The sequence below is a fragment of the Psychroserpens mesophilus genome (assembly GCF_000826645.1).
GTDB lineage: Bacteria > Bacteroidota > Bacteroidia > Flavobacteriales > Flavobacteriaceae > Psychroserpens > Psychroserpens mesophilus.
Map to the genome: position 1 here is coordinate 1 of NZ_JXJP01000017.1, position 8,883 is coordinate 8,883.

Annotated in this window: 9 protein-coding genes; all 9 read left to right on the plus strand. The window is 29.8% G+C overall.

The window, feature by feature from the left end; genetic code table 11:
• Positions 1-538 (plus strand): hypothetical protein (locus tag TD18_RS12600; RefSeq protein WP_040253197.1); only part of this gene is annotated, 538 nt, incomplete at its 5' end.
• A 265-nt stretch (positions 539-803) separates the two neighbouring features.
• A complete protein-coding gene (locus TD18_RS12605) occupies positions 804-1,442 on the plus strand; it encodes a hypothetical protein (RefSeq protein WP_040253199.1) in 639 nt (212 codons plus the stop codon).
• Positions 1,443-1,590: 148 nt separating this feature from the next.
• A complete protein-coding gene (locus TD18_RS12610) occupies positions 1,591-2,259 on the plus strand; it encodes a hypothetical protein (protein ID WP_040253201.1) in 669 nt (222 codons plus the stop codon).
• 512 nt (positions 2,260-2,771) lie between these two features.
• Positions 2,772-3,230, plus strand: coding sequence for a DUF6896 domain-containing protein (locus TD18_RS12620; RefSeq protein WP_040253206.1), 459 nt, complete (start codon positions 2,772-2,774; stop codon positions 3,228-3,230).
• 606 nt (positions 3,231-3,836) lie between these two features.
• Positions 3,837-4,433 carry a hypothetical protein gene (locus TD18_RS12625; RefSeq protein WP_040253208.1) on the plus strand — a complete coding sequence of 199 codons (597 nt, stop codon included), beginning with the start codon at positions 3,837-3,839 and terminating at the stop codon, positions 4,431-4,433.
• A gap of 233 nt (positions 4,434-4,666) precedes the next feature.
• On the plus strand, positions 4,667-5,434 hold the full coding sequence (locus TD18_RS12630; RefSeq protein ID WP_040253209.1) for a hypothetical protein: 768 nt from the start codon (positions 4,667-4,669) through the stop codon (positions 5,432-5,434).
• A 584-nt stretch (positions 5,435-6,018) separates the two neighbouring features.
• Positions 6,019-6,633, plus strand: coding sequence for a hypothetical protein (locus tag TD18_RS12640; RefSeq protein WP_040253215.1), 615 nt, complete (start codon positions 6,019-6,021; stop codon positions 6,631-6,633).
• 118 nt (positions 6,634-6,751) lie between these two features.
• Positions 6,752-7,561, plus strand: coding sequence for a DUF4886 domain-containing protein (locus tag TD18_RS12645; protein ID WP_040253217.1), 810 nt, complete (start codon positions 6,752-6,754; stop codon positions 7,559-7,561).
• A 629-nt stretch (positions 7,562-8,190) separates the two neighbouring features.
• Positions 8,191-8,709, plus strand: coding sequence for a hypothetical protein (locus tag TD18_RS12650; protein WP_040253220.1), 519 nt, complete (start codon positions 8,191-8,193; stop codon positions 8,707-8,709).
• The last annotated feature ends 174 nt before the right edge of the window (positions 8,710-8,883 follow it).

The window sequence follows — 8,883 nt, forward strand, 5'->3', positions numbered from 1 at the left end:
CAGGACTAGACATTTGAAAAAACTCGGAGCATTCATATTAATCGTATTTATTTCAATAACATTATCAGTTGTTTATGGAGTTGCACACGATTTTATTACGTCGAAAATATCGCCTGAATTTTACACTAAACTGACATTTTACAATTTTGGAATTTTAGACGATTATGAAAGAGAATTTAGCGGAAATTGGACTTTTGCGCTTGTTTGGGTTGGATTTTTCTCTACTTGGTGGTTTGGCTTTTTAACCGGAATTGTTCTCGGAATATTTGGACTGAAATATAGTGACGGACAAATAATGCTGAACAAATCGCTGAAATCTTTAATCATCGTTATCGGAATTGCAATTCTGTTCGGATTTGTCGGATTTGGAATTGCGGAATTATTTCCATCGGAAACTATTACGAATTATAACTTCCCATTTGAAATTGAACATAAAGCGGAATTTAATAAAGTGGCGAAAATCCATAATTTCTCATATTTCGGAGGAATTGTTGGACTGATAATCGGAACGTTGAATCAAATAAAAAACTGGTGGTAACAACGTGTATAATTAATTGCTTGGTCTGTGTGTACTCGGAAAATCCTACGGATTTTCCTCTGGTTCGTTTTCTTTTAGTAACTTAGTTCTCGCCAACGCAACTAACCATACACAACACGTTGTAGGTAATTAAAACTAAACTAACCAATAAAATAAAATTATGATGAAATTACAAGATTCACCACCTGAACAACCAGTTTGTGGAAGTTGTGGAGAAAACATAAGAGATTGTGAATGCACATTTGGACCTCAAGAAGATTAATTTATGAATTATTATTTTAACACTTTAGGTATAATGGTTTTATGTGTACTTGTAGTTTTTGCTGTTTTTGGAATAATGTTATACATCAAGAATTACAAGCTAAAAGAAGAATTAATTCTTCTCCGTAATTTAATGGAATCTGATAATCGAAAAAACGAAGTCAAAAAATTAAAACTGAATCTAAAAAAAGAAAAAGTTGACACAGAAAAAGAGTTTATCAATAAAATTGCTGAACTCAAAGTAGAACACGCAAAAAGTATTTTAGAAATTAAAGAAGAATTTCAAAACAGACAAAGCGAGGATTATAAAAAAGCTTTTGAAGAAGGTAAAGACTCTTTAGACTTTGAGATAAGAATTACACCTTTGAAAAGAATAATTGAAAATAAAGGAGTATTCTCAAATAAAAAAGTTGTTGAAGTAGGTTACAGCCATAGGTTGTATATAAACGGAATTCCTTGTTTAGAACAGAATGATGTAATAACAGATAGTTTTAAAGCAAAAGAAATTAACGATAAGAATGTAACTTTAGCTCTTGAAAATATTTCAAAAATAATTGATAAAATACCCGACAAAAGAGCAAAAGTTATTGGCTCACTTGTAGATTTAGGAAAGTCAGTAAAAAGAGAAGCAATCACGAAATAACTACCTACAACAACGTGTATAACTAATTGTTCGGTCTGTGCGTACTCGGAAAATCCTATCGGATTTCCCTAATGGTTCGTTTCTTTTTGCTAACTTAGTTCTTGCCAACACAACTAGCCATTACACGAACACGTTGGCATTAATTTGAATGAAAGAAATCCTAAAATCAATAATTCGTCCAATCTTTTTTGGTTTTGCATTTTATTTGTTCATCCTTTTAGGATACAACACTAATTTCATATCGAATGACTCAATTCGAACTTGGACAACAATAATAGCTGGAACCTTATTTATCTATTTAATTGTTTACGCAGCAATTAATAAAAAAGAAAGTTTTGGAATTAGCGCAATCGGATTTTACATCACGCATATTTTATTTAGTATTGGATTACCTATTTTCTTAATTATTAATCAAGTTTTTTTTACTAATCATATTAAAAACGAACCACAATCCATGTTAGAAAAAGATAAAATAGAATTTGTTTCCAATCCAATAGATTGCAATAAAATAAAATATGGGACTTTCATTAATGGAATCGATACTATTATTCGATACTCAGAAAACAATAAAGATTTTGAACTTATTAAAGCTATTGGATTGGAAGACAAACTAAATCGGATTAAATGGCTTGACAGTTGTTCCTATGTTAGAATAATAAATAATGGTTCTATGAAAGAATTCATACAATTAGGAAATATAAAAAGTGGAGAACATCAAATGTATGAGAAAACTGCTATAACACACAAAATGTCCGAGGAACACATAACAACATTAACTGAATTAAAAAAAACTAATGCCAACAACGTGTATAATTAATTACTGCTGATTTACCTAGCGGAAAATCCTTGAAATTAATTAACTTAGCAATATGCGGAAAATGACTCACGTCTTTTTCCGTAACTAATCATTACACGAACACGTTGTAAAACATTAAGGAATAAATTGAAATTCAACGTACAAAAAGCAAAAAAAGGTTGGGCTAAACAAATTTTAGGATTTAGTTCGTTATTCGTTATGAATCCATATTCAATTATATATGGATTACCATTTTACTTAATTGGATTGATTCTTTTATGGAAATCTGATTTAACCAAAAAAAATAAATTACAATGGACATTCCTTCCTCTATTAATTGTTGGTTTAATTTATCTAATTATTGAAATAATAATCTACATTTTTAACCTATAATGAAATTAATAAATGGCTTAGCATATACTTATTTTATGTCTGAAACACTTTATATATCGGAATCTGAAATTGTAAAGAAAATAATAGAATTAAAAAAAGTTTTACAACAACCTGTATAACATTAGAAGAACACCACGAAATTGATAGATAAAAGAGAAAAATTAATCTTAGAAGCATTAATTGAATTTGAAGAACAAGCAAATAAACTGATTGAAATGCTTGCGAATGAATTTGAATTAAATCTTGAAAATAAGGATCCTTTTAATAAATTGATTACTAGATCAAATAATCTTTGGAAAGGTTCTATAAATGGAAAATGGAACTATCAATTTCACGGAGATGCTTGTAGGTTTGAGAATAATGAATCTGGACAAGTAGTGGACATAAAAATTAATAGAAATGGAAATTATGGAACAATTCATAATTTCGGATTGTTGCATTTCATTGAAACCACTCAAAGTTTGAGTCACATACTGAAAGAAATAAATACTGATGAAATTGTGTTCAAAACTCTAGCGGAACTTGAAAGAAAAGAATTTATTATTGAAATTGACGAACCACCATTTAGTACTAAAATATTGAATAGGAATAAAAAATAACGTTTTACAACAACGTGTATAGTCAATTGCTCGTTCTGTGTACACTCGGAAAATCCTATCGGATTTCCCTAATGGTTCGTTTCCTTTTACTATCTTAGACCTAGCCAACGCAACTAACCATTACACGAACACGTTACCAACCATAGTGCAAAAATCATCTGAGTTACTTATTTACAAATCTGATTTACTAGCTTATAACTTTCCTACTTTCAATTAAAATTTATCGGAATTATCCTTTTTTTGAGAACTAAACGCTTTAGCGTTCTGATTCGTTCTTTTCAAAAAAAGGCGTTTGTGGTTTTCCTGTGTGCAACCTAAATGCTATTGTGGTCTTTTTTTTTCTGCCAAAGTTGCGGAATCTTGGGATTGTTTGCTTAAGTCTGTGAATCGCATTCTGTTTCGGTTGCTGTCTGTGTTTACTTTTTTCTGTGATTACCAAAAACCTGTCATGCACTACAGTAGGTAACACTGTGTATAATTCATGCTTTACTCCTACTTCAATTAAAAATTTATATATTTAACAATATGATTCGCAACGACTGAAAATCCTACGGATTCTCAATCGCACAAATCATACACAAACTCGTTGTAAGTAATATTTGTTTCATGAAAGTATTAATTATATTTTTGTTTATATTTACTTCATTTTCTGGAGCTCAAACCATTGTTTTAAATCAAGATTATTATTCGATTTCGAAGAATAATACTGTAATATTTAAACAGAATAATGATACTTTGACAATAGCTAAATGTATTCGATTGGAAAAATGTGATACTTTGAGAAAACTAATTTTCAAAATAGAAAAAGATTCAGTAGTCAATAAGTCAACAAAAATCATTTTTGTTAAAGCACTCAATAAAAAAGCCGAAAACAATATTATTAATAACAATGGAATAACATTAGTTCAATATGACAACGGTAGGATCGGAATTAGAGAAAGTTATAACTTTAAAGGAAAAGAAAAAATTCAACATGTGATTTTATATCCCAAATCGGAATTAGAGAATTTAAAGCCAATATCTAAGATTTCTAAAAAAGAGGGCAAAGAAATTTTTGATAACTACTTATCATTCATAAATTCTATTAATGACGAGGATGACTTTGATTTTGAAAACTATACAACTATGGATAAATTTACTGAACTTGTTATTAAAAAAGGATATAATCCAATTGGAGCCTATAATATAATTGGAAATAATTAACAATAAAATACTACTTACAACAACGTGTATAGTTCATTGCTAAGTTGGTTTAGACCAGGAAATTCTCCTACAATTTGTATATTTAAATAATCGGGACAATTGTGCAACTCAACCTTGCGCTTTTTTTCCGCGGAATTTTCGCCGTAAACGGCTCATCCAAACGCAAGCGCTTCGGCTGAATTCCGCAACGAAACCATACACAAACACGTTGGCAACAAGTTTAGAGCAACATTATGAAAATTGATAGAACAATAGAAATTTTGGAAGCATTGGCTTCAGGATGTTCACCTCAAACAGGCGAATTGATTGAAAATGATAGTGTCTTAAATGAACGAGATGTAATAAGAGCATTGGAAAAAGCAATTTCCGAATTGGAAAGAATTAATCGCTCGACTGAAAACCAACCTCAAAAAACTGAATTAAATATAAGTACAGAAGAGATAGACAAAACGATTAAACTATTTCAAAGCGTTGAATATAATCCAACTTATAGTCGTTTAACTCATTTCTTCTTAAAATCTAAAGAATTTGAATTCCCAATTTTGAACTCAAATGAACTGTATGGAAAATATTTTGGTTATTACACCAAACAAGATTTACAGAAATTTTTTAAGCATTATTTAATTGAAAACGGTTATTCACTTCACGGAAAAGTAAAAAAAGAAAGAAAACCACAGCCTTGGAAAGATATTGACTTTTTCCAAAAAGATAAATTTAACAATCTGACAGAAAAAGCGATTGAACAATTAAAAAACAAAATAAACGAAATCGGAATTTTAAAAACAGAAGATTTATCCGAATATATTGTTAATGCTAGAGTAAGACACTTTAGAGCCTACGAAAGTTGGTCAGATAAAGAAAAAGAATTACTCGAAAAAGCAATGGAATACACTAATGACCTTGAATTACTATCAGAATGTTTCCAAAGAGGAATTGGCTCAATCGAATCTTGTGGAAAAAGATTAATTTATGAAAAAAAACCAGTTGCCAACAACGTATAAAATTAATTGCTACTACAAGCCTACTTACGAAAATCCTCGCGGATTTTCTATCCGGTTTGTATTTGCTAAATTAGTTGCTTAACCACGCAACTAATCTTATACAAATCCGTTAGCAACCATAGTGCAAAAATCATCTGAGTTACTTATTTATAAAGCTGAATCACTAGCTTGAAAGTTTTCTTTTCTTAAATCAAAATTCATCGGAATTATCCTTTTTTTGAGAACTAAACGCTTTAGCGTTCTGATTCGTTCTTTTCAAAAAAAGGCGCTTGTGGTTTTCCTGTGTGCAACCTAAATGCAATTGTGATCTTTTCTTTTCTGCCAAAGTAGCGGAATCTTGGGCTTGTAAACTTAAGTCTGTGAATCGCATTCTGTTTCGGTTGCTGTCTGTACTTGCCTTTTCTGTGATTACCAAAAACCTGTTATGCACTACAGTAGCTAACAATGTGTATAATTCATGCTTTACTTCTACTTCATTGGAAAATTCATATATTTAACATTATGATTTCCAACGACTGAAAATCTATCGATTCTCAATCGCACAAATCATACACTAAACCGTTAGCACCAATATAAACTGAACCTTGAACACAAAAACATTATTCCGAATATTTTTAACATCTGGATTCATTTTATGGGTTTTATCTTGGATTGGAGATTCTAAAGGAATACTTCCTATATCAACTTATGGAATGATTTTTTCTGCTCTTTTAACCGGATTAGGAATTTATTTTTGGTTAAAATCTTATAAAGAAAAAAGAGGACACTATCCAAAGTTTTTAAAAATTTACGGAAATTTATATAAGGAAATGAGAAAGAATCCATTTAATGGAATTTTCTTTATGGTAAAACATTTGCTTAAATTTTACACTCTAATACTAATTTTTTCAATGATTTTATTGTTTATCGGATTTATAACTATCGGACAGTCTGAACCTGTAAAAACAGTTCAAAGCTATTGTGAAAACAACTCTGAAATAAATAAAATAACTGGAAAAATTAATCATTACGGAATTTTACGAAATGTTAACTCTAAATGGAGTTCTGAAACTGGAAATTCTGAATTATCATTAGTTTTTGTTTCTGATAACGGAGTTTTTAATGTGTCCTCAAAATTGGAAAAAGAAAATGGAGAATGGAAAGTTAAAAAACTAGAATTGAAAGATAAAAATACTGGTGCTAACAACGTGTATAATTAATTACTACTGATTTACCTATCGGAAAATCCTCGAAATTAATTAACTTAAGTGCTTATCGGAAAACGACTCACGTCCTTTCCCGTAACTAATCATTACACGAACACGTTACCTGTAATTTATGAGAAACTTTGTGCTAATCATTTTAGCTGTTGCAATTACAAGTTGCAAATCTCTTAAAACAGAACTTTCTGAAGAATTAAATGTCCTCTTTATTGGAAACAGTTTGACCTATTATCATGAAATGCCTCAAACTCTTCAAATGATGCTGAATGAAACAAATACGAATATTAAAATTGACCAAAGTACTTATCCAGGATATTCTTTATCCCAACATTTATCTCGCAAAACCGAATCGACAACTGAACACGGAATTATAACTCGTACCGAAAAAAAAATTGTCGAAAAAAATTGGGATATAATAATTCTACAAACTGGAACTGTTAGTGTTTTAATTCCAGAAAATCGTGAATTAAAAGTAGAAAAAGCAATTTCTAGAATTAAAGAATTGGCTTCCAATAAAGACTGTAAATTTATACTATTTAATACGTGGCCATCTAAAAGAGAATATCCAAAGAAATATTGCTATTCTGGTTATTCTATTGACAAATCAATTAAAGATATTGATTATTGCTCTCCTGTTATGGAGAATTTAGAACAAGAGATTACAGCAATCAATGAATCATATAATTTAGTTTCAAAATCTACTAAAATAGAAAAATCGGATAATGGAAATAAATTCTATGAAATCAGAGTATCTCATCCTGAAATTGAACTTTACGAAGACCATATTCATCCGAATAAATACGGAGCTTTTTTAAACGCTTGTATTTTTTACCAAATCTTGACTGACATGAAAGCATCTGAATTAAATTACAATGGAGAAATTGAACCGAAAACGGCTGAATTATTAAAGAAAATAGCGGAATAAAAACTACAGGTAACAACGTGTATAATTAATTACTACTGATTTCCCTAGCGGAAAATCCCTCGAAATTAATTAACTTAGTCCTTATCGGAAAACGACTCACGTCCTTTCCCGCAACTAATCATTACACGAACACGTTACAAACAAGTACTCCTAAATCGTAACTACATTTAAAACTAATCTTTAAATAACTATCATTCGCAGATTCCTACTCTTGCGGATTTATCACTACATCAAAAAGATTTATATGAATCATAAATTATTTTAAGAATGAAAACTAGCGGAATCTAACTCTTACGGAATTTCATTGGAGCGAAAAAAAGCCAGGTTTTTTTTCGCGATTTTTTTTGAGTTTAAGCAAGATAAATCCAAAACAACATTCTGAAAATTTTTATTTTTTTGAAATGATCTATAAGAACAAAATACGCCTTTCAATAAAAAATTATTAATCAATTTAACTCGCTGTATGTGATTACTCTTTTGTGTCGTACCAATATGTAACAACGTGTATAATTCATGCTTTAACTAAACTTCAATTTAAAATCTTATATTTAAGCATCTGATTTGCTACTTCTGAAAATCCTGCGGATTCTCAGCCGCACAAATCATACACAATCACGTTGGCAATAATTATGAAAAAACTCATTTACATCTTTTTAGCTATATGCTTTTATTCAAACGCGCAAAAGAAAGAACTTACGAATCAAAAATTCAAGAAAACATCTGATTCTCTGATAATAAGTGTCATAAACAATGAATATTACGAAAACTATTTTAAGACTAAGAGCATTACTTATAAGTTTGTTGAGTACTCAATTTTAATTGATGTAACTGAATACAAAAAAATTAAAATCTTTTTCGACGATGAAGGAAAACTAAGAACAAATCGGCATATTTTAAAACGAAACTTAAAAGAGTTTTTAAATATTGAAAAATTAAATCCAAAAGTATCAATAGAAAAAGTATTTCAAATTTGTGAAAAAGTTGGATTTAAAAACATTAATGAATTTGAATTACATAGGCAAGATTCGAAATTGATATGGTCAATTTATAATCATTATAAAAATGGAACGAACGGAATAGATATCGATGCCAAAACAGGGAAAATTTTAAATAGATATTCTAATCAAGTTGTTGAAAAACCTGAATAAATAACTATAGCCAACAACGTGTATAACCAATTGCTTGTTTTGTGTGTACTCGTAAATTCCTAACGGAATTTCCTCTGGTTCGTTTTCTTTTGTTAACTTAGTTCTCGCCAACGCAACTAACCATACACGAACACGTTACCACACATTTAATGAAATGTACTTTCCTGAAATAGG

Coding starts and splice junctions, on each gene's coding strand:
- TD18_RS12650 (WP_040253220.1), top strand. CDS start 8,191: ATGAAAAAACTCATTTACATCTTTTTAGCTATATGCTTTTATTCAAAC.
- TD18_RS12630 (WP_040253209.1), top strand. CDS start 4,667: ATGAAAATTGATAGAACAATAGAAATTTTGGAAGCATTGGCTTCAGGA.
- TD18_RS12625 (WP_040253208.1), top strand. CDS start 3,837: ATGAAAGTATTAATTATATTTTTGTTTATATTTACTTCATTTTCTGGA.
- TD18_RS12605 (WP_040253199.1), top strand. CDS start 804: ATGAATTATTATTTTAACACTTTAGGTATAATGGTTTTATGTGTACTT.
- TD18_RS12610 (WP_040253201.1), top strand. CDS start 1,591: ATGAAAGAAATCCTAAAATCAATAATTCGTCCAATCTTTTTTGGTTTT.
- TD18_RS12645 (WP_040253217.1), top strand. CDS start 6,752: ATGAGAAACTTTGTGCTAATCATTTTAGCTGTTGCAATTACAAGTTGC.